Below are 22862 nucleotides of genomic sequence, written 5' to 3' on the forward strand. Positions count from 1 at the left end.
GGACATGCCGGAAGGGGCGGGGTAAGGACAATTCATGGTTTCACGCGTCATACCTGTTGATCCTTTTGATCTGATCATTTTCGGCGGCACCGGCGATCTGGCGCAGCGCAAGATTCTGCCCGCGCTTTACCGTCGGTTTTGCGCCGGGCAATGGCATGAGGATGCAAGGATTATCGCAGCAGCGCGGGCGGGCCATTCCGCGGAAGATTTCCGACAGATGGTCGCAGAATCGCTGCACCGGTATGCTGCGGTCCGCGCTTCGGAGTCCCAGAGAGTTTCTCGTTTTCTACAGCGGGTCGATTATGTCCCGCTGGATGCAGTATCAGCCGAAGGATGGGAGTTGCTGGGTGAAAAACTGTCGCCCAACCGCGTGCGCGCGTTCTATTTCTCGGTCGGCCCCAGCCTGTTCGGCCCCTTGGCCGAGCGGGTCCGGGCCTATGACCTGGCGACCGAAGATACGCGCATCGTGGTGGAAAAACCGTTCGGGCATGATCTGGGCAGCGCGCGAGAGCTGAATGCCACACTGGCTGCGCATTTTGATGAAAGCCAGATCTACCGAATCGATCATTATCTGGGCAAGGAAACCGTCCAGAACCTGATGGCCGTACGGTTTGGCAATATGCTATTCGAACCGCTGTGGAACAGCCAGTATGTCGATCACATCCAGATCACCGTTGCCGAAACCGTGGGCATCGATGGGCGCGAAGAATATTATGAACGCGCCGGCGCGATGCGGGACATGGTGCAAAACCACCTGATGCAGCTGCTGTGCCTGATTGCCATGGAACCCCCGGCGAAGTTCGATCCGGACGCGGTGCGGGATGAAAAGCTCAAGGTGATCCGGGCGCTTGATCCGGTGGAGCCGCATCACATCGTGCGCGGCCAGTTTTCGGCAGGGCCCGAGGGGGCGGGATACCGCGAATGCGTTGGCAATCCACGCTCGACCACTGAAAGCTATGTGGCGCTGAAGGCGCATGTCAGCAATTGGCGATGGGCGGGCACGCCGTTTTATCTGCGTACGGGCAAACGGCTGGTGGCGCGCTCGTCGATTATCAATGTGATGTTCAAGGACGCGCCGCATTCGATTTTCGGGGAAGAGGCCGGGCGTCACGCCAATGCGCTGTCGATCCGGTTGCAACCCAACGAAGGGATCACGCTGAAAGTGACGATCAAGGAGCCGGGACCGGGCGGTATGCGGCTGATCGACGTGCCATTGGACATGAGTTTCGCCGAAGCGCTGGGGCCCGAGAATCAAGATCCGCCAGATGCTTACGAACGCCTTATCATGGACGTGATACGGGGCAACCAGACGCTGTTCATGCGTGGGGACGAGGTCGAGGCCGCCTGGGCCTGGACCGATCCGATCATCGCCGGATGGCTGGCGCGCGGGGAAGTGCCGAAACCTTATGACAGCGGCAGCACAGGGCCGGGCGACGCCGAGCTGCTGATGAAACGTGACGGTCGCCGCTGGCAGGGAATAAAGCCATGAACATTCAGGAATATGCCGACCGGGAAATGCTGGCCATCGATGTGGCAAACGCGTTGGCGGGTGAGCTTGAGGCCGCTTTGTTGCACAATGACACCGTTGCATTGGCCGTCCCCGGCGGGACAACACCGGGGCCGGTTTTTGACAGCCTGTGTGCCGCCGATCTCGAGTGGGACCGTGTGCGTGTTCTGCCTACGGACGAACGCTGCGTGCCGGCTGATCACGAACGTTCGAACGAACGTCTGATCCGGGAAAGACTGCTGACAAACCGGGCATCCGTGGCGCAGTATCTTCCACTTTATGTTCCGGGCGCAGAGCCTGAAGCGGCGTTGCCGGAAATTGAATCGCTGATCGCGCCGGTGCTGCCTTTGTCGGTTCTTGTCCTCGGGATGGGGGAAGACATGCACACGGCCTCGCTGTTCCCGGGAATGGACGGGCTGGACAAGGCCCTCGACAGCCAGGCGCCGACCTTGATCGTCGCCCGGACCGATGTGCAGCCTGAGCCCCGGATTTCTTTGACGGCCCCTGTTCTGGACGGGGCCTTGTCGAAACATCTGATCATCTACGGGCAGGCGAAGCGAGACGTTTTGGAAAAGGCCATGTCGATGCCACCGGAAGAGGCACCGATCGCTGCGGTCCTCAGTGGCATGACGGTTCATTGGGCGGAGTGAGGCAATGCAGTTGGATGCTTTGAAGGCGCTTGCAGCAGCTGACCGCCGTATCGTCGACCTGTTTGCAGAGGATGCAACCCGGGCCGGGTCGTTTTCAGCCTCGACCGGGGATTTGCTGTTCGATTATTCAAAAACGCAGATCGATGAAGACGTGCGCGCTGCGCTGCTGCAATTGTGCGAAGATGCCGGGCTTGCGACGCGGCGCGACGCCATGTTTGCCGGGAAGAAGATCAACGAAACCGAAGGGCGCGCAGTGCTGCACACCGCCCTGCGCAACCTTGATGGTGGGCCGGTTGACGTGGACGGTCAGGACGTCATGCCCGGGGTTCTGGACACGCTGCATCGGATGCGTGTTTTTGCCGAGGAAGTACGCGGCGGCGCCATTGCGGGGGCAGGGGGCAGTTTCACCGATGTGGTGAATATCGGCATCGGGGGGTCCGACCTTGGCCCGGTGATGGCCACCCACGCACTGGCCCCTTATCACGATGGCCCACGGGTGCATTACGTCTCGAACGTGGATGGGGCCCATATCGCGGACACGCTACGCCCGTTGGATCCGGCGCGGACGCTTGTGATTGTCGCGTCCAAGACATTCACCACGATCGAAACGATGACCAATGCGCGCACGGCCCGCGCCTGGATGTCCGAGGGCGGAGGTGATCCGTCCCGCCAGTTTGCCGCCGTATCCAGCGCGCTGGACAAGACGCAGGCTTTCGGCATCCCCGAGGCCCATGTGTTCGGTTTCGCCGATTGGGTGGGCGGGCGTTATTCGGTCTGGGGGCCGGTCGGATTGCCGGTCATGATTGCCGTCGGTTCAAATGCATTTGATGCGTTTCTGCGGGGCGGGCAGGCGATGGATCTGCATTTCCGCTCGGCGGATTGGGTGGAAAACATGCCTGTGATGCTGGCGCTGGTCGGCATCTGGCACCGTCAGGTTCTGGGTTGTACCAGCCGCGCTGTGCTGCCCTATGATCAGCGGCTGCTGCGCCTGCCAGCCTATTTCCAGCAGTTGGAAATGGAATCGAATGGCAAATCTGTCGCGATGGACGGGTCTTCGCTGGCTGTCCCCTCCGGGCCGGTGGTCTGGGGTGAGCCGGGCACCAATGGCCAGCATGCGTTCTATCAGCTGATCCATCAGGGGACGGATGTCATTCCCTGTGAATTCATGGTCGCCGCCGAAGGGCACGAACCCGAGTTGACCCACCATCACCGCCTGCTATTGGCCAATTGTCTGGCCCAGTCAGAGGCTTTGATGCGTGGCCGGTCTTTGGATGAAGCCCGTGAACGCATGGCGGAAAAAGGCCTTGATGGCGACGAACTTGATCGGCAGGCGCGACACCGCGTGTTCCCGGGCAACCGCCCTTCCACAACGCTGATCTATCCGAAGCTTACACCGTTCGTTCTGGGGCAGATTATCGCGCTGTACGAGCATCGAGTGTTCGTTGAAGGTGTTCTGCTGGGCATCAATTCCTTTGATCAGTGGGGTGTGGAATTGGGCAAAGAGCTTGCCAACTCGCTTGGACCTGTCGTGGATGGTGTTGCTAGCGCTGACGGTAAAGACGGATCAACCGCCGCATTGGTCGCCTATGCGCTGAAACACCGAAACTAAGAGCAAAAAAATGCCGCCCACGGCCGTGTTGGGCTGCATTCTTTTATTGTCAGACAATTAAATGATTGGCAGGGTTCCTCCGTAGGAAACGACTGTATTGACGCATCGGGTCACGCCCCAAGCCGTCAATGCCAGATGGACAAGGCAGAGGCCATCCAAGGTCTCGCCAAGGACGGGAGGATGTCCATGCTAGGACAGATGATGACGCAGCCCTTGCTGGTTTCGTCGCTGGTCGATCACGCAGACCGCTATCACGGCCAGACCGAGATTGTTTCGGTTGAAACGGACGGAACGGTCACTGAAACCAACTGGTCCGGGATTGCGGTGAATGCCCGACGGATGGCGTCGGCCTTGACCAATCTGGGGCTGGAACCGCAGGACAGGATCGGGACACTGGCCTGGAACAATCGGCGGCATCTCGAGATCTATTTTGCCACGTCGGGCGCGGGCTATGTCTGTCACACGGTCAATCCCCGCCTGTTCCCCGAGCAGCTGACCTTTATCATCAACCATGCCCAGGACAGGGTTCTGTTCTTTGATGCGACTTTTGTTCCGCTGGTGGCTGCCTTGCATGATGCCCTGTCCGAAGTTCGGCATTTTGTCCTCATGGGGCCTCGCAATGAAGAGGCTGCGGCTCAGGTTCCTGATCTGAAATTCTATGACGAGTTGCTGGAGACCGGGGATGCAGGTTTCCAATGGCCCGACCTGGATGAAAAGACGGCCTGCGGTCTGTGCTATACGTCGGGAACCACAGGCAATCCAAAGGGCGTATTGTATTCTCATCGGTCGACACTGCTGCACAGCTTTGCATCGAACACACGGGATGTGATCGGGTATTCAGCGATGGATGTTGTCATGCCGGTTGTGCCGATGTTCCATGTCAACGCCTGGGGGTCGCCCTACGCCTGCGCCATGTCGGGATCGCGGCTTGTGTTGCCTGGGCCGGATTTGCACGGCGAGGCGCTGGTCAATCTGATCGACACCTATGGCGTGACCTTGGCCATGGGCGTGCCGACCATCTGGCAGGGCTTGCTGGCCTATGCTGCGGCATGCGGAACCGAACTCAAAAGCCTTGAACGCACGGTTATCGGCGGCGCCGCGTGCCCTCCGTCGATGATCGAAACGTTCCGCGAAACCTATGGCGTTGACACGGTCCACGCCTGGGGCATGAGCGAGATGAGCCCGCTGGGCACGACGAATTATCCATTGGCCAAACATCTGAAGCTGCCGCCGGAAGACCAGCACAAGATCCGCCTGAGTCAGGGCAGACCACCCTTTGGGGTCGAATTGAAAATCGTGGACGAAGATGGGAATGATCTGCCGCATGACGGCGAAACCCAAGGCGATTTGATGGTGCGGGGTCACTGGGTACTGGACAGCTACTTCCAGTTGCAGGATCAGGAACTTTTGCAGGATGGCTGGTTCGCTACCGGGGATGTGGCCACTTTGGACCCGGATGGCTACATGACCATTCGCGACAGATCCAAGGACATCATCAAATCCGGTGGGGAATGGATCAGTTCGGTCGAGCTTGAAAACATCGCCGTGGCCCACCCCCAGCTTGCAACGGCCGCCGTGGTTGGTGTTCCGCATCCGAAATGGGATGAACGCCCCTTGCTGGTTGCCGTGAAAGCCGATGGTGAAGAGCCCAGCGAAGAGGATTTGCTTGCCTTTTTCGACGGCAAAATCGCCAAGTGGCAGATCCCGGACAGGGTAGTCTTTGTCGACGCATTGCCGCTGAGCGCGACCGGAAAGGTATTGAAACGCAAGCTTCGGGCAGAGTTCGGCGACGCCCTGACAGGCTAGGTCTGCTGCGTTTTGGGGAATTGGCTCCGGCGGTAGGGATCGAACCTACGACCAATTGATTAACAGTCAACTGCTCTACCGCTGAGCTACGCCGGAACGGTTCGCGCCATATAGCAATCCGGTTTCCCGACGTCCAGAGGGTGCGTGTGTTTTTCGACGAAAAAAACCGGCCTAAATCGGTGTGATTTTTGACGCCAATGCAGGTCTGAACGAAGGGGGATTTTGGCTCCGGCGGTAGGGATCGAACCTACGACCAATTGATTAACAGTCAACTGCTCTACCGCTGAGCTACGCCGGAACTGAGGCGCATATAGCAACCCCGATTCCGGACGTCCAGAGGTTAAGTACGAGAACCATCAAAAAATTATGCAGTTTTAGCGAACCCGCCGAAAAACAGATGAAACTGACAGGGGGCCAATGGGGTCCACTTTGTTTTTCCCCGTCAGATCAACGAGATGAGCAAAGACGTTGCGCTCGGCCGCGGGCAGCAATGCCGCTGGCGTATCCGTATAGATGCGCTCGGCCAGATGCCGCGCTGTCCCGTCTTCTTCTTCCAATGCGCCCAGAATCTGGGCCTCGCGGGTTTGGCGATGTGCAATCAGCCAATCCAAACGTTGGGCAGGGTTGGTGATCGGTGCGCCATGGCCGGCGTGGAAAACCGACCAGTCGCGCGCGCGCAGCCGATGGCAGGCAGTCATGAAGTCGGTCAGGTCACCATCCGGAGGGGACACCAACGAGCTGGCCCACCCCATGACATGATCCGCCGTGAAACAGATGTTCTGCCAGGCCAGAGCAATGTGATTGCCCAGATGGCCCGGCGTGTGAATGACCTCAAGCTGCCACCCGTCGCCATTGATGGTCTCACCATCCGCCACTTCGACATCAGGGCGAAACGTGGTGTCGATGCCTTCGCCGCCGCCGGTCAGCCCCTGCGTTGCAAGATCGGTCATGACGGCGCTGCGTCCTGCCTCGGGCCCGCCATAAGCATAAATCGTCGCCCCTGTGCGCGTCGCCAGCGGAGCCGCCAAGGGTGAATGGTCCACATGCGTATGCGTGACTATGATATGACTGATCCTTTGACCCGGCGCCAAGGAATCCAGAATTGCGCCCAGATGTGCCTCGCTTGCGGGGCCTGGATCGATGACGGCAATGTCGCGTTCACCCAACAGATACGTGTTGGTGCCACGATAGGTCATCGGAGAAGGATTCGGGGCCAGAATACGCCGCAAACCCGGATGCAGTTCCTCTGGCTGGCCGACGGGCGGATTGAAATCATCTGGTGCCTGCATTCTGTGCTCTTTCTCTTGTCCGGGCAGCCCGTTAGGTTTAGCGCATGTCTTCGCACTGGCTCAAACCCTATATGCCTCGCAGTCTTTACGCCCGGGCAGCGCTGATCCTGGTTTTACCTGTGATCGTGCTGTTGCTGGTCGTGGGAATCGCGTTCCTTCAAAAGCATCTTGAGGATGTCACCGGCCAGATGACACGCGCGGCATCCCGCGAGGTGATGCTGATTTCGACAATGATCGAGGACGCGGAAACGCAACAACAGGCGCTGGCGTCGATTCGTCCCGATTTGCAGGCCCTTGAGATGAAGGCCAGGTTTCTGGGCGTCAACGAACAGCCTGAGATTGGCGCGCGGCGATGGTACGATTTCATCGCCCCGCAGGTCGAATCCGAACTGTATGCCAGGTTGCCCAATCTGGACGCCGTGGCTTTACCCAGCAGCAAAGAGGCGCGGGTCTATCTGAAGACGCATCTGGGGCTGCTGCAATTGACGTTCGATCGGCGCAGGTTGTCGCCCGCGGCCCCGCATCAATTGATCGTCACCATGGTGTTCTTTGCGGTCATCATGACGACGATCTCGTTTCTTTACATGCGGAATCAATTGCGTCCCATTACGCGCCTCGCTGATGCGGCGCAGGCATTCGGGCGGGGGCGAATCGTTCCGTATTCACCAGGTGGTGCTATCGAGGTGCGCGCGGCGGGAAATGCGTTTCTGGATATGCGGTCCCGGATCGAACGCCAGATCGAACAAAGGACGTTGATGCTGTCGGGGGTCAGCCACGATCTGCGCACCCCGTTGACGCGTCTGAAGCTTGGACTGTCGATGTTGCCGGAAGACGAGGCCGCACCGTTGCAAAAGGATGTCACGGAAATGCAGTCCTTGCTGGATGCGTTTCTGGATTTTTCGCGTGGGGCTGCCGAGGGATCGACGGAAGAGGTCCAACCGGATGAATTCCTCCGCCAGATCGTGGATGATGCAAAACGGGCCGGTCATCAGGCAGAGCTGATCGCGGTCGAGGGGCAGGGGACGGTCATGATACGCCCCATGGCTGTACGCCGGGCGGTGGAAAACCTGATTGGAAATGCCATGCGTTATGGAAGCCGGGCCGAGCTCAGCTTGTTTCTAAACGCGAAATCGATGCGCATCCGCGTTGAGGATGACGGCCCTGGTATACCTGCGGACCAACGTACAGAGGCGGTAAAGCCTTTCACGCGACTCGACCCGGCTCGCAATCAGAATCAGGGCAGTGGCGTTGGCCTTGGTCTTGCGATTGTGGCGGATGTCGCGCGCGCGCACGGTGGAGCTTTGCGTCTGTCGAAAAGTGAACGTCTCGGAGGGCTCTGCGCGGACATTATTATCGGGCGATAGACCCCCTGTTATGTCTGCGCATGGGGTTCAATTTTGTTAATTTGTCTCGCCATGGCATCCTGTCCCCATAGTTTTTTGCTTTTTTGGGGGCGCATAGGATGGTTATCGCAGGATTCGTGAAATTGGCCGAAAAGGGGTTTGTCGGGTGCGCGACACTTGCGGCCTTGCTGCCTCTTTGGCAGTGGTATGACGAAACCGATGAAAGGCGGGTGGAACGCCTGACCGGTTTTATCGGGGCAGGCGATACATGTTTGAAATGGTTGCGGTCCGACCTGATCGAGCCGTTGGCATCCGAGTTGTGGCATGCGTCGCAGCAGGACGTGGTGGAAGGCGACGAGGATCTGGCACCTCTTCCGGTTCAGGTGCGTGCCAATATGGCGATATTTTGCGCTGAAATGCTGGACTATTTGCAGAATGACTTCGGCAAGTTCGATGAGCCTCTTGCCTATGATTACTACATGATGATCATGGATGCGTCGTTCTGGGTCGATCCTGATGAATTCGAGACCTATTTGGAGGCGGTGCATCAAGATCCGAGCCTGTCCGGCAGTCACGAGGATTACAGCTTTGGTGGGCGCGACGGCTATTCCTATGAATGGCAAGTAACCCAAGATGAGCTCGACGCCTATTTTGGGTTCGAAGATTCGGACGGATAAGCCAGCGCATCAACGTCCAGACGGCAACAACCCACTCGGATGTTTCGGCGAAATGGTAGGCCCGGAGGGACTCGAACCCCCAACCAAAGCGTTATGAGCGCTCTGCTCTAACCAATTGAGCTACAGGCCCGCCTAGGCGCTTGGGTATCACGGTGAACGGCCGCGTCAAGCCTGACCGTTGCAACAAACGCCACAATCGACTAACCCGCCCGCAAAGCTTTCTTGAGGGACCGGACATGACAGCGGGTAAAAACGGAATCACCTATGCCGATGCAGGTGTGGATATCGACGCGGGCAACGCCCTGGTCGATCGGATCAAACCCGCCGCCAAGCGGACCAACCGCCCCGGTGTGATGAGCGGCCTGGGTGGATTTGGCGCGCTGTTCGATCTGAAGGCTGCCGGATACCAGGACCCGATCCTGGTCGGTGCGACGGATGGCGTGGGCACCAAGCTGCGGATTGCGATTGATACCGGCGTCGTGGACGGGGTCGGCGTCGATCTGGTGGCCATGTGCGTGAATGACCTGATCTGTCAGGGTGCCGAGCCGCTGTTCTTCCTCGATTATTTCGCGACCGGCAGGCTGGATACCGATACGGCGGCGCGGATCATCGAAGGGATTGCCGAAGGCTGTGCGCAGTCTGGCTGTGCCCTGATTGGTGGTGAAACCGCCGAGATGCCGGGAATGTATCCTGATGGCGATTTTGATCTGGCCGGGTTTGCGGTCGGTGCGATGGAACGCGGCGCAGATCTGCCTGCGGGCGTTCAAGCCGGTGACGTCCTTTTGGGTCTGGCCTCGAACGGGGTGCATTCCAACGGCTATTCGCTTGTGCGCAAGCTGGTCGAACTGTCTGGTCTGGGCTGGGATTCGCCGTCGCCCTTTGGAGAGGGCAACCTGGGTGAGGCACTTCTGACGCCCACACGCCTTTACGTAAAACCGGCTTTGGCTGCGGTTCGTGCGGGTGGTGTTCACGCGCTGGCGCATATCACCGGCGGCGGGTTGACCGAAAATCTTCCGCGCGTGCTGCCCCAAGGGCTGGGGGCCCGGATCGATCTGGGCAGCTGGCAACTGCCCCCTGTCTTCGGCTGGATGGCGAAGACCGGCAGTATCGTTGAGGCGGAAATGCTCAAGACCTTCAATTGCGGCATCGGCCTTATTGTCGTGTGCGCCGCGGACAAGGCGGACGAGTTGTCGGCCCTGTTGGCGGATGCCGGTGAAACCGTTGCTCGGATCGGTACTGTCACGGAAACGCCCGGCGTTGCCTATTCGGGCAAACTGCTGTGAGCCAGAAGCGCGTCGCGATCCTGATCTCCGGGGGCGGGTCGAACATGGTGTCGCTTGTTGACAGCATGACCAAAGATCATCCGGCGCGGCCCTGTCTGGTGCTGTCCAACGATGCGCAGGCAGGCGGGCTGAAAAAAGCTGCGGACCGTGGCATTCCGACCGCAGTGGTTGATCATCGCCCTTTCAAGGGCGACCGCAGCGCCTTTGAAGCCGAGCTTTTGAAACCCCTGCAAGAGGCGCAACCCGACATTGTCTGTCTGGCTGGCTTCATGCGGGTTCTGACCGCGGATTTCGTGTCTCGGTTTCAAGGGCGGATGCTGAATATCCACCCTTCATTATTGCCAAAATACAAAGGGTTACACACCCATGCCCGCGCGATACAAGCCGGAGATTCCGAACACGGCTGCTCGGTGCATGAGGTGACGGCGGCACTGGATGACGGCCCGATTCTGGGCCAGGCAAGGGTGCCGATCCAAGCCGATGATACACCGGAATCGCTGGCTGCGCGGGTGCTGGTGTGGGAACACAAACTCTACCCTGAAGTGCTGCGGCGCTTTGCAGAAGGTAACAGGTCGCCCGTCCTGTTGCCGTGAATGCTCTGTGGGTGATTTACACCCGTGCAATAATCGGCCTATGGTCGTCGACAACGCTCGGGACGAGGACAAAAACGGGCAGGCACAAAAACAAGAGCGATACTAGTACGGCGCATGAAAACCCTTACGACGACGCAAGAGCTGGCCGATTTCTGCAAGGCCGCCGAAGGCTATCCCTATATCACGGTCGATACCGAATTTCTGCGCGAGCGGACGTATTACTCCAAGCTGTGCCTAGTGCAATTGGCTGTCCCGTCCGAGGATGAAGACAGCGCGGTTCTGGTCGATCCGCTTGCCGATGGCTTGTCGCTTGACCCGCTTTACGATCTTTTCCGGAATGAAAGCGTGGTCAAGGTGTTCCATGCCGCCCGCCAGGACCTTGAGATCTTCTGGGTCGAAGCTGGCGTTTTTCCCAAGCCGCTGTTCGACACACAGGTCGCAGCGATGGTGTGCGGCTTTGGCGAACAGGTTGGCTATGAAACTCTGGTCCGGAAAATCTGCAAGCAGGGCGTCGACAAGACCTCTCGGTTCACCGACTGGTCCCGGCGCCCGTTGACCGATGCTCAAAAAAACTATGCTCTTGCAGATGTGACCCATTTGCGCGGGATCTACGAGCGTCTGGCCGCAGAACTTGAAAAGACGCAGCGCAGCCACTGGGTTGCCGAAGAATTGCGGACGCTGACACAGCCTGCCACATATGACATCCGCCCTGAAGACGCATGGAAGCGGGTAAAAACGCGCACGAACTCGGCCAAGTTTCTGGCCGTGGTGCGGGAATTGGCGCAGTTTCGCGAATCTTATGCGCAGGAAAACAACGTGCCCCGGAACCGCGTATTCAAAGACGACGCGCTGATCGAACTGGCATCGACCAAACCGAAAACACATTCGGATTTGGGCGGGTCTCGCCTGTTGCTGCGCGAAGCCCGCAAAGGGGCGATCGCCGAAGGTATTCTGGCAGCGGTCAAGCGTGGCGTGAATTGCTCGCCCGACAAATTGCCCAAGGTCGACACTTCGCGCGACAAGCTCAAGGTCAATCCGGCGCTGGCTGACCTGCTGAGGGTTCTGCTGAAGTCCAAAACCGAAAGTTCAGGTGTGGCGGCGAAATTGATCGCCACAAGTTCGGACCTGGATCAGATTGCGGCCGGCGAGCGGGATGTTCCAGCCTTGTCGGGATGGCGGTTCGAGGTCTTTGGCGAGGATGCTCTGAAGCTGTGCGAAGGAAAGATTGCCCTGGCGGCCAAAGGGCAGTCGGTCAAGGTCGTGTCCCTGTAACGGCGCTTACCGGCGCCGTGATTCCAATGCGTTCTGTTGTCCGACCACGCGGACCAGCCGAATCCCTTCCAGTTCCTGCTTCGAGACGTTGATGGCGTCCGATACCATCCGGGTACGTTCCGACCCTTGCGGCGTCTCATAGCTGGGGTAGTTCACACGGAACACGAATTCCAAAGTTCCGTTCTTCTGGTTTTCTTCCTTTTCAACAGGAACCAGACGCGCGTTGAATGCCCCCTGTCGGACAGCCGTGCCAGACGCATAGATGATCGCGCCGGTGGGGGTTGGGTCGATGCGCAACTCGTCGATCTGACCAATTGGAATGCTGGTGTCTTCGGCATCGGGGCGGGAAAACAGGCCGGTTCCTCCGCCTTGCTTCGGAACCAGTGCGTCGGCGGCATTTGGGTCGGGCGGTGTTTCGGCTTCGACAGATCTGCTGGATCCGAACCAGTTTGAAGGGTTCACCCGAGAGTCACGCCAGCTGCTGCATGCAGTCAGGGTCAGCGTGGCGATGATGAGAACGGACAGAGATTTTTGCATGGACCCACAGACTTTCACACGAGTTCAGGCAATGGGTTAGCGCAATTTCTTCGCGTTGAAAAGCCACCGCGGGGGCTGGACAGTGGCGGGTCACCGGCTTAGGTCACAATTGTGAATGCAACCAAAGGATCACCGCATCATGGCCACGCCCGCCTTTGAAGAGATTGTCGAGGATTTCGAGTTTCTCGAGGATTGGGAAGACCGGTATCGCCATGTCATCGAGCAGGGCAAGGCGATGGAGCCGCTGGATGACGCATTCAAGGTTCCGGCGACAAAAGTGCATGGATGCGCCAGCCAGGTCTGGCTGCATCCGATGATTGAATCCGGCGTCTTCAAATTCGATGGTGACAGCGATGCACTGATCGTACGCGGCCTGATCGCTGTTCTTCGGTCCTTGTACAACGGTTTGCCCGTGGCCGAAGTTCCCAAGGTCGATGCGGGGGCGGAATTGGCACGCCTTGGCCTGAATGACCACCTGTCCGCTCAGCGCTCGAACGGCCTGCGGTCGATGATCGAACGAATCCGGCAGGTCGCACAGGAAAACGCCTGACCTCATCTTGGGCGGTTTGCCCAGTCCGACAGCGTGTTTTCCAGATCGCCGTAACCGGTGAACCGGCGTTCGAATTCAAGCCCCATTCGGTCTGCACATTCGCGCGCGCGTTCCGTCAGCTCTGGGCTGTCGATCTGGGCCTGATAGACAAGTTTGGTGTAATTGCCGAAATACATGTCACGCAGTTCCGGGTGGCGGTCCAGGCCCAGTGGTTTCCAGACAAAGGCGTCGAATTGCCGGGCCAGGAAATCTGTCAGATAGAACGCGGTTGTTTCGTCTTCTCCGCGGTCTTGAAAGGCCTGATTTCCTTCGAAGAAGGAATAGCAATGGGGACCCTTCACCATTTCGACCCCAAGTTTCTCGCAGGCGGCCTGAAGCAGACCCCCGGTGCCGCAATCGGCGTAAACGATGTAGATCTTGTCAAAATCGCCTTGATGCTTGGCCACGGCGTCTTCCACGGCCTGGGTGATCCGTTCCGGGTGAACGTGCAGGATCGCCGGCAGGCAGGTCAGAGCCATGTGATCCCAGCCATTTCGTGTTTTGATGTCCAGTATTTCGCGCGCAAGAGCGCCGCAGGCAATCAACAGGATGCTTCCCTTGCCCGTATCGTCATAGCCCTTCGTGGTCAGGCTTGCATCATCTGGCAGGGATTCGTTTGACATCACTTGGCATCCTCCGGGGCTTTTGCCATAGGAGGACGATTGGGGCCGTTGGGCAAGCCCCGATCCGACATCTCATGTCAGGCCGCCGACGCATGCGCTTCGAACGCGGTCAGCAGGGGCCGGGCCAGCGGGCCGTACGCGGCAACACCGTTCAGCGACAGTTCCGGAAACAGCGACAGGATTTCTTGCCGTGCGGCAGACCCGAGACTGTCCCAGATTTGCGCGCCGGGATGAAAGCTCTCGCTCAGGCAATCTTCGGCCCAGAGCAGCTCATGCCGGTCGAACAGCAAATGGATGTAGGTCACCACCCCTCCGGGTCGCAGTATGATGTCGGACCCGTTCACGAGATGTTTGGCAGGCGCCAGGGCTTCGCGATGTCCGGTGTGCAGCTCGAGACGCCAATGCCCAATCAGCATGCGGTGCTGTTGCGACACCAGAAGGTCGCGCGTGTTTCCGATGGTGCCCGCTTTGAAAAGAACAGGCGCATGCGGACCCGTTGCCTTGACGGTTCGCCGCCCCATCCAACGCAGGGGTTGCAGCCCATGGTCATGGGTTTCAATCCGGTCGCCGAAGGACAGGGTTTCAATCGGTCGTGCGCCTTGCTCGGTGCGGATCATCGTTCCGGGGGTAAAGCAGGGCACCAGATATCTTCACGGCGGGAAGTCAGGCCTGAATACCGGTTTCCGGCAAGGCTGTTGAGCGTGATCGAGCGGACAGGGCGAGCCTCCAAGGCGGATTGGTCCGAATTGTCCGAGAATTCCGGCATCAGATAGGTGTTGCCATCCACATCCTGCGCCACAACTGCGGAAATCCTGGCAGTTGATCCGTCAAAATAGGTGATCGTGGCGTTGTAGACCGAAGTGCCATCGAATGTCTGAGGCGGCCCGCCATCGATCGAAAACCGATCGTTGGCCGACATGTTGTTCATGTTGTAGTACGAACCCGGATTGCCGACCGGGCTCCAGGTGACGCTGTTGTGAGCCAATGGATCGTCGGACCCGCCAAAGGTTTTCCCCACAAGCGCCGAAGCGTTTTCAGCTGTGTTGTTGCCTTCGAAACTGTCGATATCGGCAAGTTTGCCGAGCGAGATGGCTGTGAACGTAGTCGGCACGAGACCCCCCGGGGATGTGAATGCCTCGTTCTTTTAGACCTGCTTTGGTTTAAAATTGGATAATCCGGATCCTCCGGTGACAAGGCGCTTCAGAATCGAAAAGGCCGCCCGGATCGGACGGCCTTTCAATCAGTATTGTTCGGGTCCTAGCCAGCCAGTTGATTGTGCTTGCGGCCCACGAATTCCTTGGCGGTTTCCACTGCAACAGCTGCGTCACGGCAATAGGCATCCGCGCCGATGGCTTTGCCGAACTCTTCATTCAGGGGCGCGCCGCCGACCAGAACGATGTAATCGTCGCGGACGCCCTGTTCGACCATCGTGTCGATGACCACTTTCATGTAAGGCATCGTAGTGGTCAGCAGGGCCGACATGCCCAGAATGTCGGGTTGTTCGTTTTCCAGCGCTTCCAGGTAGTTTTCGACCGGGTTGTTGATGCCCAGATCGACAACTTCGAAGCCAGCGCCTTCCATCATCATCGAAACAAGGTTTTTGCCGATGTCGTGGATGTCGCCCTTCACGGTGCCGATGACCATCTTGCCGACGCGCGGTGCACCGGTTTCGGCCAGCAGCGGCTTGAGAATGGACATGCCGCCCTTCATCGCGTTTGCGGCCAGCAGAACTTCGGGGACGAACAGGATGCCGTCGCGAAAGTCATGGCCCACGATGGTCATACCGCCAACCAGAGCCTTGGTCAGGATGTCATAAGGTGTCCATCCGCGTTCCAGCAGGATGTTGGTACCTTCTTCGATCTCTTCCTTCAGGCCATCGTAGAGATCGTCGAACATCTGCTCGACCAGTTCGTCGTCATTCAGTTCGGACAGGACGATGTCTTCTTCGTCGGACATGGGGTATTCCCTGTGCTGGGCGGGCCATTGACCCGTGGTGGCATTTTTTCCGTTTTGGCCAAAACGTCGCATCGTGACTGTGACGATTGCGACGTCGGTCGTTTCGGGACCGACCTATAAGCCAAAAAAAGGGAGGGCTCGATAGAAAAGTCTGCAAGATTATCCTGCAGACTCTTCAACTAACTTCAATCCAACGGTGATTTGGCGGGGGTTGCGCCAAATCGGCGACAGGCCTATGTTCGCGGGGGAACAAAAGAAGAACAAAAAGACATGAATATCGCGCGGACGATCAAGGCAAGAGGAACAACGACGAACGAAGCTGGTCGGTTTGAACGCTTTGCCACCACGCCCGCCGAAGACGGGTGGGACATTGAGGAAGAATTGCCGCCGCTGCGTACCGAGACAAGCGAAGAGGTTGCGCGCAGCGCTATTATTTACAACCGATCCCCTGACTTGCCCTTCGATCGGTCGATCAACCCGTACCGGGGATGTGAACATGGCTGCGTTTACTGTTTTGCGCGGCCCAGCCACGCGTATCTTGGGCTATCGGCAGGATTGGATTTCGAAACCCGCCTGATCGCTCGACCCAACATGGGGCGTGTTCTGCGCAAGGAATTGTCTGCCAGATCCTACAAAGTCGCGCCGATTGCAATTGGTACGAATACGGACCCGTATCAGCCGATTGAGAAAAAGCACATGATTACAAAGTCATGCCTTGAGGTTTTGAGTGAGTTCAACCACCCGGTCGCAATCGTCACCAAGGGTACCCTGATAGAGCGGGACCTGGAGTTGCTTGCCGACATGGCAGGCCGGGGGCTGGTGCGGGTTGGTATCTCGCTGACAACGTTGGATGCGGAATTGTCCCGCCGGATGGAACCACGGGCGCCGTCGCCCCTTCGGCGGTTGCGCGTGATCCGAACGCTGACGGAAGCGGGCGTTCCGGTGCGTGTCATGACGTCACCCATCGTGCCGGGGCTGACGGATCATGAACTGGAAAGCCTTCTGGAGGCCGGGAAAGAGGCTGGTGCGGATGCCGCAAGCTGGATCATGTTGCGCCTGCCGCGCGAGGTATCGCAGCTTTGGCAGGGCTGGCTTGCCGATCATGAGCCGTCGCGGGCGGAAAAGGTCATGTCCAAACTGCGGGAAATGCATGGAGGGCGGGATTACGATCCGCGTTGGGGGCACAGAATGCGGGGCGAGGGTGAGTATGCCGGGATTATCGCTCAAAGGTTCATGAAGACCTGCAAACGTCTGGAGCTGTCCATAAAATCGTCCCCGTTGCGTTGCGACTTGTTTGCGGTGCCACCGCAGCCCGGGGATCAGATGAGCCTTTTCTGAGGTCGTGCGCCCCGGCTTGTCCGGTGCTGTCTTGCGCGGGAAAACACCGCGTCTTCGCGCTCTCATTTCTTCAGCCCAAACAAAAAGACCCCGGCAGTACCGGGGCCTTCGAAAAAGATTGACGTGAGGCGCGTATCAGCGATTTTCGATATCCACGTAATCGCGCAGCGTTTCGCCCAAGTACAGCTGACGCGGGCGGCCGATTTTGTTTTGCGGATCGGCGATCATCTCTTTCCACTGGCTGACCCAGCCAACAGTGCGTGACAGGGCGAAGATCGGCGTGAACATCGAGGTCGGGAAACCCATCGCTTCGAGGATGATGCCCGAGTAGAAGTCGACATTCGGGAACAGCTTTTTATCAGCGAAGTACGGGTCTTCCAGCGCTTCGCGTTCCAGTTCCTTGGCAACCTGCAATTTCGGGTTGTCTTCAACGCCCAGCAGATCAAGAACTTCGTCAGCCGATTGCTTCATCACTTTGGCGCGCGGGTCGAAATTCTTGTAAACGCGGTGACCAAAGCCCATCAGGCGGAACGGATCGTTCTTGTCCTTGGCGCGGGCAATAAACTCGGGGATGCGATCAACGGTGCCGATCTCTTCCAGCATCTCCAGGCAAGCCTGATTTGCTCCGCCATGTGCCGGACCCCAAAGGCAAGCGATTCCGGCGGCGATACAGGCAAACGGGTTTGCCCCCGAAGACGACGCCAGACGCACGGTCGATGTCGAGGCATTTTGTTCGTGATCTGCATGTAGTGTAAAGATGCGGTCCATGGCGCGGCTGAGGATCGGGTTGACCTCATATTCCTCGGCAGGAACGCTGAAACACATGCGCAGGAAGTTCGACGCATAGTCCAGATCGTTGCGCGGATACACGAAAGGCTGACCGGTGTGGTACTTGTAGGCCCATGCAGCAATAGTCGGCATCTTGGCGATCAGACGATGCGATGCGATTTCACGCTGCTGCGGGTCCGAGATATCCGTTGAATCGTGATAGAAGGCCGACATCGCGCCGACAACGCCGACCATGATGGCCATCGGGTGCGCGTCGCGGCGGAAACCGCGATAGAAATACTGCATCTGCTCGTGCAGCATGGTGTGGCGTGTGATCGTGGTCTCGAATTTCTCAAGATCCTTTGCCGCCGGCAGTTCTCCGTACAGCAGAAGATAGCAGACTTCGAGGAAATGCGATTTCTCGGCCAGTTGGTCGATCGGATAGCCGCGGTGCAGCAGTTCGCCTTTTTCGCCGTCGATATAGGTGATGGTGCTGTCGCAGCTAGCGGTCGAAGTGAACCCAGGATCGTAGGTGAAGACACCGGCCTGACCATAAAGCTTTCGGATATCAATGACATCCGGGCCAGCGGTCGGAGAATGAACAGGCAACTCATACTCTTTGCCGTGAACGGTCAGAGTGGCTGTTTTGTTGCTATCAGTCATGGTTGTCCCTTCTTCATTCATGCGCACGCCAGAGATACCTCCGGTGATACGGGCAATGACTGCGCGTGGACGCGCAGTCCGGGTGTTAGCGGAGCAGCGTTACCCCTTTATGAAGCTTGGGTTATTTCGCTGCTTCAGAAAGCCGCGCCAGGGTTTCTTCCCGTCCCAGCACAAGCATCATGTCAAAAACCGAAGGCGTAACGGCCCGACCCGCCAGGGCGGCCCTCAGCGGACCGGCCAGCTTGCCGAACTTGAGCTCCTTCGACTCGGCAAAGGAATTCAGTGCCTCCTCCAGTTCGTTCCGCGACCAGCTAACATTTTGCAGATGCGGCGTCAATTCCGTCAGTATACCATCGGATACAGTTGCCAATGCCTTTGCCGCCTTTTCATCCGGAACGATCGGGCGGTTTGTCAGTGCAAAATGAGCCTTTTCAAGCAGTTCCGGGAAGGTGCGCGCCCGGTCCTTGAGGCAATACATCGCACGTTTCAGATCACTGGATTGTGTTTCGGTAAGGGGCGGAAGGTCTGCTGCGGCCAGATATGCTTCGATCTCTTGCCGCAGTGCAGCATCGTCCGAGATCGCGATATGCTGTCCACACAGGTTTTCAAGCTTTTTCAGATCAAACCGCGCAGGGCTTTTGCCGATCCCGTCCAGATCGAACCAGTCCTTTGCCTGCGCGTCCGTGAAAAACTCATCGTCGCCGTGACTCCAGCCCAGCCGGGCCAGGTAATTGCGCATCCCGGCTGCGGGATAGCCCATGGCCTGATATTCCTGAGCTCCAAGAGCACCATGGCGCTTGGACAGCTTCTTGCCATCCGGCCCGTGAATCAGCGGGATATGCGCCCAGACCGGAACGTCCCAGCCCATGGCTTCGTAGATCATCATTTGCCGCGCGGCATTGTTCAGGTGATCGTCGCCGCGGATGACATGGGTGACACCCATGTCGTGATCGTCGACAACGACTGCCAGCATGTAGACGGGTGTTCCGTCCGAGCGCAGAAGAATCATGTCGTCCAACTGGTCATTGCGGATGCTCACATCGCCCTGAACCTGATCGTGGATCACGGTCACCCCGTCCTGAGGCGCCTTGATGCGTATGGCAAAAGGTGCATCCGGATGTGTCGCAGGATCGGCGTCACGCCATGGGCTGCGGAACAGGGTTGATTTCCCTTCGCTGCGCGCCTGGTCCCGGAAAGCGGCGATTTCTTCCTGGGTCGAAAAACACTTGTAGGCTTTGCCCTCGGCCAGCAACTGATGCGCGACCTCGGCGTGACGGGCGGCCCCTTCGAACTGGCTTATCACGTCACCGTCGTGATCAAGGCCAAGCCAGGCCATGCCCTGAAGGATCGCGGCGGTCGCCTCGGGTGTCGAACGTTCGCGATCGGTGTCTTCGATCCGCAGCAGGAATTTGCCACCCCGACCACGCGCATACAGCCAATTGAACAAAGCAGTGCGCGCGCCGCCGATATGCAGGAAACCGGTGGGCGAGGGGGCAAAACGAGTGACGACCTGTTCAGTCATGGTGAGGATTAACCTTTTGGTAACCGTATCTGGCATAGTTTGAAGCCTGTCTAACGAGCCCGAAGGACGGGGGCAACCATGCGTGTTCTTGCACGGGTCGAGGCCGCGCTGCTGCACCAGACAGGCTACCTTTTCCCTTGGACGCCGGTTTTGCTGGCGACGGGGATTGGTCTCTATTTCGGCGTCCGCGTCGAGCCGGATTGGTCAGTTTATGCCGGTCTTGTCTGTCTTGGAGCCGCTCTTTTCGTCTTGCGCCGCCGGCTGCCACCGGGGGTGGGAACGTTGACAATCGGGGGGGCGCTGATCTCTGCCGGTTTCGTTCTGGCAGGCGTTCGCGCCCATATGGTGGCAGAACCGGTACTGTCGTGGCGATATTATGGCCCTGTCGAGGGGAGGGTCGTCGCCATGGATCGGTCTGCCTCGGATGCGTTGCGGTTGACGCTTGACCAGGTACGCATAGGGGATGTACCTCAGGAGCGCAGGCCGCAGCGCATCCGTCTTTCCGTTCATGTCCCAACGGGCGCAATCGCACCGGGGCAGCGTATTATGACCACGGGTCATCTTTCGCCGCCGCAGGGCCCGGTCGAGCCCGGAGGTTTCGACTTTCGCCGCCATGCCTGGTTTCAACGATTGGGCGCGGTCGGCTATACCCGCGTCCCGATCATGACCATCGCACCAGCGGCCGAGGGGATCGACGGCATTCGGGTCACTGCGATCCGCATGGCCATTTCGCAGCGGGTCAGGCAGATCCTGCCCGGTGAAATCGGTGGATTTGCCGCCGCCGTCACCACCGGAGATCGCAGCGGGATGGGGCAGGAGACGCTATCATCCTTGCGGGCGTCCAATCTGGCGCATCTGCTGGCCATTTCCGGGCTTCATATGGGGCTTCTGACAGGATTCGTGTTCGTCGCGTGTCGATTGGGGCTGTCGTTGTGCCCCCCTGTTGCGTTGCGGGTACCGGTTCGGAAGGTGGCTGCGGTTCTCGCGCTTTGTGCCGCAACCCTTTATCTGTTGTTGTCCGGGGGCAACGTTGCAACCGAACGGGCCTTTGTCATGGTCAGTGTCATGCTGGGGGCCGTGTTGATCGACCGACGCGCGATTTCACTGCGTGCGGTTGCCGTTGCCGCCGTAATCGTGCTGGTTCTTCGACCCGAGTCGCTGCTGAGCCCCGGATTTCAAATGTCCTTCGCTGCAACCACAGCGTTGGTCGCCGTCTTCGGAGCGTTGCGAGAGATGGGCCCGATGCCCGGCCCAAACTGGTTGAAGCCCGTCGTCGGTGTGGTGATGTCATCGGCAATTGCAGGCCTTGCAACAGCCCCCATAGGTGCCGCGCATTTCAATACGATGTCCCATTACGGTCTGCTGGCCAACCTGCTTTCCGTTCCTGTCATGGGTCTTTTTGTCGTGCCCTCCGCCGTCGTTGCGGCGCTTCTGGCCCCGTTTGGACTGGAGGCAATTGCCCTGACCGTCATGGGCTGGGCGTTGCATTGGATCCTTACGGTTTCCGACTGGGTATTGCACCTTGATGGCGCGCAGGGGTTTGTCGTCAGCCCGCCTTGGTACATCCTGCCCCTGGTCGCATACGGCGCCTTGTGGATGGCTTTGTGGCAGGGACAAGCACGATGGGCCGGAGCGGTGCCTGTTGTCCTGGCATTTCTGCTTTGGAACTCGGGGCACCGACCGGATGTCCTGATCGCTGAAAACGGCGGATTGGTGGGGGTCATGAGCGACAAGGGGCGGGCCCTCAGCAAAAGCAAAGGCAGCGGGTTTGTCGCCGGTGTCTGGCTTGAAAATGACGGAGACGGCGTTGATCAGATCGAGGCGGCGCTCAGATGGCCGGACAGCGACATCGTGCAACGATACCCGCTGAAGGATTTTGAGATCATCCATATCACCGGAAAACGGGCGGCGCGGGCGTTTGACGAATGTCAGGAAAACCAGATCATCATCTCGGCTGTTGCGCTTGCCCTGCAAGGTTCGTGCGGGGTGTTCGATCCGGAACGGTTGTACGAAACCGGAAGCCTGTCGGTTTCGAACGGAAAGCTGACCACGAGCGCGGACATGACCGGCCATCGGCTTTGGTCCCCGAAACCTGCCGGGGACCGTCATTCCAAGCGGGCTCAGTAGGTGCGGATCAGTCCGACCAAACGGCCCTGAACCTTGACCTTTTCTTCGGGCAGGACGCGCGTTTCATAAGCCGGGTTTGCAGCCTCGAGCGCGATTGCGTTGCCGCGGCGGAAGTACCGCTTGAGGGTCGCCTCCTGATCCTCGACCAAGGCAACCACGATGTCGCCGTTATCCGCGGTCGAGGTTTCCCGGATGACGACCACGTCACCGTCATTGATGCCAGCGTCGATCATCGAGTCGCCGCGAACTTCCAATGCATAGTGCTGACCCTGTCCCGAAACCATGGGGCCGGGAACGGCCACGTGATGCGATACATGGCTGATTGCTTCGATGGGAACACCGGCTGCGATCCGGCCCATGACCGGCAGTTCGAGCGCGTCGACCGATACAGGCTCCACGTTCGCAGGGCGGGGGCCCTTGGGCCGGTCGCCTTCGATCACACGTGGCGTAAAGCCGGCCGTCGGCTCGCCGCCAAGGCTTTCGGGCAATTTCACGATCTCGATGGCCCGAGCGCGATGGGCAAGGCGGCGGATAAACCCACGTTCTTCCAATGCGGTGATCAACCGGTGAATGCCGGATTTCGACCGCAGGTCGAGAGCAGCCTTCATTTCATCAAAACTGGGCGGAACACCGTCCGCCTGCACGCGTTTGTGGATGAATTCCAGCAAATCCAATTGCTTCTTGGTCAGCATCGCTCACACCTCGTCGCT

Annotated in this window: 21 protein-coding genes and 3 tRNA genes; 12 read left to right on the forward strand and 12 right to left on the reverse strand. The window is 58.7% G+C overall.

Going from position 1 to position 22862, the window contains the following annotated elements; genetic code table 11:
* Nucleotides 1-34: 34 nt before the first annotated feature.
* The 4 genes from zwf (at nucleotide 35) to GOW60_RS03535 (ending at nucleotide 5572) form a co-directional block, all read left to right on the forward strand.
* Nucleotides 35-1489, forward strand: coding sequence for a glucose-6-phosphate dehydrogenase (gene zwf / locus GOW60_RS03520; RefSeq protein WP_171228242.1), 1455 nt, complete (start codon nucleotides 35-37; stop codon nucleotides 1487-1489).
* Entirely contained in the window at nucleotides 1486-2157 is a 672-nt protein-coding gene (gene pgl / locus GOW60_RS03525; protein WP_171228243.1) for a 6-phosphogluconolactonase, read from the forward strand. The genes zwf and pgl overlap by 4 nt, the downstream gene beginning before the upstream one ends.
* Nucleotides 2158-2161: 4 nt before the next feature.
* Nucleotides 2162-3766 (forward strand): glucose-6-phosphate isomerase, encoded by a 1605-nt coding sequence (gene pgi / locus GOW60_RS03530; protein WP_171228244.1) that lies wholly within the window; start codon nucleotides 2162-2164, stop codon nucleotides 3764-3766.
* Between the two features lie 186 nt (nucleotides 3767-3952).
* On the forward strand, nucleotides 3953-5572 hold the full coding sequence (locus GOW60_RS03535; protein ID WP_171228245.1) for a long-chain-fatty-acid--CoA ligase: 1620 nt from the start codon (nucleotides 3953-3955) through the stop codon (nucleotides 5570-5572).
* A gap of 21 nt (nucleotides 5573-5593) precedes the next feature.
* Here the strand turns inward: GOW60_RS03535 and GOW60_RS03540 are convergent.
* From GOW60_RS03540 to GOW60_RS03550, 3 genes are all read right to left on the reverse strand, one after another.
* Nucleotides 5594-5668: transfer RNA gene (locus tag GOW60_RS03540), tRNA-Asn, on the reverse strand.
* Nucleotides 5669-5795: 127 nt separating this feature from the next.
* Nucleotides 5796-5870, reverse strand: a tRNA-Asn gene (locus tag GOW60_RS03545).
* Nucleotides 5871-5946: 76 nt separating this feature from the next.
* Nucleotides 5947-6861 (reverse strand): MBL fold metallo-hydrolase, encoded by a 915-nt coding sequence (locus GOW60_RS03550; protein WP_171228246.1) that lies wholly within the window; start codon nucleotides 6859-6861, stop codon nucleotides 5947-5949.
* A gap of 44 nt (nucleotides 6862-6905) precedes the next feature.
* Between GOW60_RS03550 and GOW60_RS03555 the strand changes: the two genes are divergently transcribed.
* Both GOW60_RS03555 and GOW60_RS03560 read left to right on the forward strand, forming a co-directional pair.
* Entirely contained in the window at nucleotides 6906-8225 is a 1320-nt protein-coding gene (locus tag GOW60_RS03555; RefSeq protein ID WP_171167937.1) for an ATP-binding protein, read from the forward strand.
* A 98-nt stretch (nucleotides 8226-8323) separates the two neighbouring features.
* A complete protein-coding gene (locus GOW60_RS03560) occupies nucleotides 8324-8881 on the forward strand; it encodes a hypothetical protein (protein ID WP_171228247.1) in 558 nt (185 codons plus the stop codon).
* A 53-nt stretch (nucleotides 8882-8934) separates the two neighbouring features.
* Here GOW60_RS03560 and GOW60_RS03565 read toward each other — a convergent pair.
* Nucleotides 8935-9011 (reverse strand) — tRNA-Ile (locus tag GOW60_RS03565).
* Nucleotides 9012-9117: 106 nt separating this feature from the next.
* Here GOW60_RS03565 and purM point away from each other — a divergent pair.
* From purM to rnd, 3 genes are all read left to right on the forward strand, one after another.
* A complete protein-coding gene (gene purM, locus GOW60_RS03570) occupies nucleotides 9118-10164 on the forward strand; it encodes a phosphoribosylformylglycinamidine cyclo-ligase (protein ID WP_171228248.1) in 1047 nt (348 codons plus the stop codon).
* The gene (gene purN, locus GOW60_RS03575) at nucleotides 10161-10757 is read left to right on the forward strand and encodes a phosphoribosylglycinamide formyltransferase (RefSeq protein ID WP_171228249.1); all 597 of its coding nucleotides are present in this window, start codon (nucleotides 10161-10163) and stop codon (nucleotides 10755-10757) included. Before purM ends, purN begins: the two co-directional genes overlap by 4 nt.
* Before the next feature lie 114 nt (nucleotides 10758-10871).
* Nucleotides 10872-12029, forward strand: coding sequence for a ribonuclease D (gene rnd / locus GOW60_RS03580; RefSeq protein WP_171228250.1), 1158 nt, complete (start codon nucleotides 10872-10874; stop codon nucleotides 12027-12029).
* Between the two features lie 6 nt (nucleotides 12030-12035).
* Here the strand turns inward: rnd and GOW60_RS03585 are convergent, their stop codons facing one another.
* Entirely contained in the window at nucleotides 12036-12566 is a 531-nt protein-coding gene (locus GOW60_RS03585; RefSeq protein ID WP_152458108.1) for a hypothetical protein, read from the reverse strand.
* Between the two features lie 139 nt (nucleotides 12567-12705).
* Between GOW60_RS03585 and GOW60_RS03590 the strand changes: the two genes are divergently transcribed.
* The gene (locus tag GOW60_RS03590; protein WP_117868838.1) at nucleotides 12706-13116 is read left to right on the forward strand and encodes a SufE family protein; all 411 of its coding nucleotides are present in this window, start codon (nucleotides 12706-12708) and stop codon (nucleotides 13114-13116) included.
* 2 nt (nucleotides 13117-13118) lie between these two features.
* Here GOW60_RS03590 and GOW60_RS03595 read toward each other — a convergent pair whose 3' ends face one another.
* From GOW60_RS03595 to GOW60_RS03605, 4 genes are all read right to left on the reverse strand, one after another.
* A complete protein-coding gene (locus GOW60_RS03595) occupies nucleotides 13119-13778 on the reverse strand; it encodes a DUF1638 domain-containing protein (protein ID WP_171228251.1) in 660 nt (219 codons plus the stop codon).
* 77 nt (nucleotides 13779-13855) lie between these two features.
* Nucleotides 13856-14419 carry a Hint domain-containing protein gene (locus GOW60_RS21085; protein WP_371813321.1) on the reverse strand — a complete coding sequence of 188 codons (564 nt, stop codon included), beginning with the start codon at nucleotides 14417-14419 and terminating at the stop codon, nucleotides 13856-13858.
* Nucleotides 14392-14889, reverse strand: coding sequence for a hypothetical protein (locus GOW60_RS21090; protein WP_254443821.1), 498 nt, complete (start codon nucleotides 14887-14889; stop codon nucleotides 14392-14394). The genes GOW60_RS21085 and GOW60_RS21090 overlap by 28 nt, the downstream gene beginning before the upstream one ends.
* Before the next feature lie 146 nt (nucleotides 14890-15035).
* On the reverse strand, nucleotides 15036-15734 hold the full coding sequence (locus GOW60_RS03605; protein WP_152458104.1) for a B12-binding domain-containing protein: 699 nt from the start codon (nucleotides 15732-15734) through the stop codon (nucleotides 15036-15038).
* Nucleotides 15735-16004: 270 nt separating this feature from the next.
* On the opposite strand from GOW60_RS03605, the gene GOW60_RS03610 reads away from it, so the two are divergent.
* A complete protein-coding gene (locus tag GOW60_RS03610) occupies nucleotides 16005-17072 on the forward strand; it encodes a PA0069 family radical SAM protein (RefSeq protein ID WP_171228252.1) in 1068 nt (355 codons plus the stop codon).
* 135 nt (nucleotides 17073-17207) lie between these two features.
* Here the strand turns inward: GOW60_RS03610 and gltA are convergent, their stop codons facing one another.
* A complete protein-coding gene (gltA, locus tag GOW60_RS03615; protein ID WP_152458102.1) occupies nucleotides 17208-18503 on the reverse strand; it encodes a citrate synthase in 1296 nt (431 codons plus the stop codon).
* Nucleotides 18504-18624: 121 nt separating this feature from the next.
* Nucleotides 18625-20025 carry a glutamate--tRNA ligase gene (gene gltX / locus GOW60_RS03620; protein ID WP_171228253.1) on the reverse strand — a complete coding sequence of 467 codons (1401 nt, stop codon included), beginning with the start codon at nucleotides 20023-20025 and terminating at the stop codon, nucleotides 18625-18627.
* A gap of 78 nt (nucleotides 20026-20103) precedes the next feature.
* On the opposite strand from gltX, the gene GOW60_RS03625 reads away from it, so the two are divergent.
* The gene (locus GOW60_RS03625; protein WP_171228254.1) at nucleotides 20104-22152 is read left to right on the forward strand and encodes a ComEC/Rec2 family competence protein; all 2049 of its coding nucleotides are present in this window, start codon (nucleotides 20104-20106) and stop codon (nucleotides 22150-22152) included.
* Here the strand turns inward: GOW60_RS03625 and lexA are convergent.
* Nucleotides 22146-22844 (reverse strand): transcriptional repressor LexA, encoded by a 699-nt coding sequence (lexA, locus tag GOW60_RS03630; RefSeq protein ID WP_152458099.1) that lies wholly within the window; start codon nucleotides 22842-22844, stop codon nucleotides 22146-22148. The two genes, GOW60_RS03625 and lexA, sit on opposite strands and share 7 nt — an antisense overlap.
* Between the last annotated feature and the right edge of the window lie 18 nt (nucleotides 22845-22862).

Origin of the sequence: Ruegeria sp. HKCCA4008 (assembly GCF_013033125.1) — a bacterium.
Taxonomy (GTDB): domain Bacteria; phylum Pseudomonadota; class Alphaproteobacteria; order Rhodobacterales; family Rhodobacteraceae; genus Ruegeria.